Source organism: Pseudomonas sp. RW407 (assembly GCF_003176655.1).
GTDB classification, from domain to species: Bacteria; Pseudomonadota; Gammaproteobacteria; order Pseudomonadales; family Pseudomonadaceae; genus Pseudomonas; species Pseudomonas delhiensis.
The window spans coordinates 1-782 of the sequence record NZ_QGSL01000019.1; the positions used below are offsets into that span (position 1 = coordinate 1).

Annotated in this window: 1 protein-coding gene; it reads left to right on the top strand. The window is 62.8% G+C overall.

The features are described 5' to 3' along the window. The coding region (bamA, locus tag DK254_RS00835) for an outer membrane protein assembly factor BamA (RefSeq protein WP_109931654.1) at window positions 1-782 on the top strand (782 nt) is incomplete at both ends.

Below are 782 nucleotides of genomic sequence, written 5' to 3' on the forward strand. Positions count from 1 at the left end.
GGCAACAAGGCCATCAGCACCGAAGACCTGATGAAGGGCCTCAAGCAGTCGGGCCTGGCCGAAGGCGAGATCTTCCAGCGCGCCACCCTCGAAGGCGTGCGCAACGAACTGCAGCGCCAGTACGTGGCCCAGGGCCGCTACTCGGCCAACATCGAGACCCAGGTCACCCCGCAGCCGCGCAACCGCGTGGCGCTGAAGATCACCGTCAACGAAGGCACGGTCGCGGCCATTGCCCACGTCAACGTGGTCGGCAACACCGTGTTCTCCGACGAGGACCTGACCGGCCTGTTCGAGCTGAAGACCACCAACTGGCTGTCCTTCTTCAAGAACGACGACAAGTACTCCCGCGAGAAGCTCTCCGGCGACCTGGAGCGCCTGCGCTCCTACTACCTGGACCGCGGCTACATCCACATGGACATCGCCTCCACCCAGGTGTCCATCACCCCGGACAAGAAACACGTCTACATCACCGTCAACATCAACGAGGGTGAGAAGTACAAGGTCCGCGAGGTGAAACTGACCGGCGACCTCAAGGTGCCGGAAGAAGAGATCAAGAAGCTGATGCTGGTCGAGCCGGGCCAGGTGTTCTCGCGCAAGGTGATGACCTCCACCTCCGACCTGATCACCCGCCGCCTGGGCAACGAGGGCTACACCTTCGCCAACGTCAACGGCGTGCCGGAAGCGCACGACGACGACAAGACCGTGTCCATCACCTACGTGGTCGACCCGGGCAAGCGCGCCTACGTCAACCGCATCAACTACCGCGGCAACACCAAGACCGA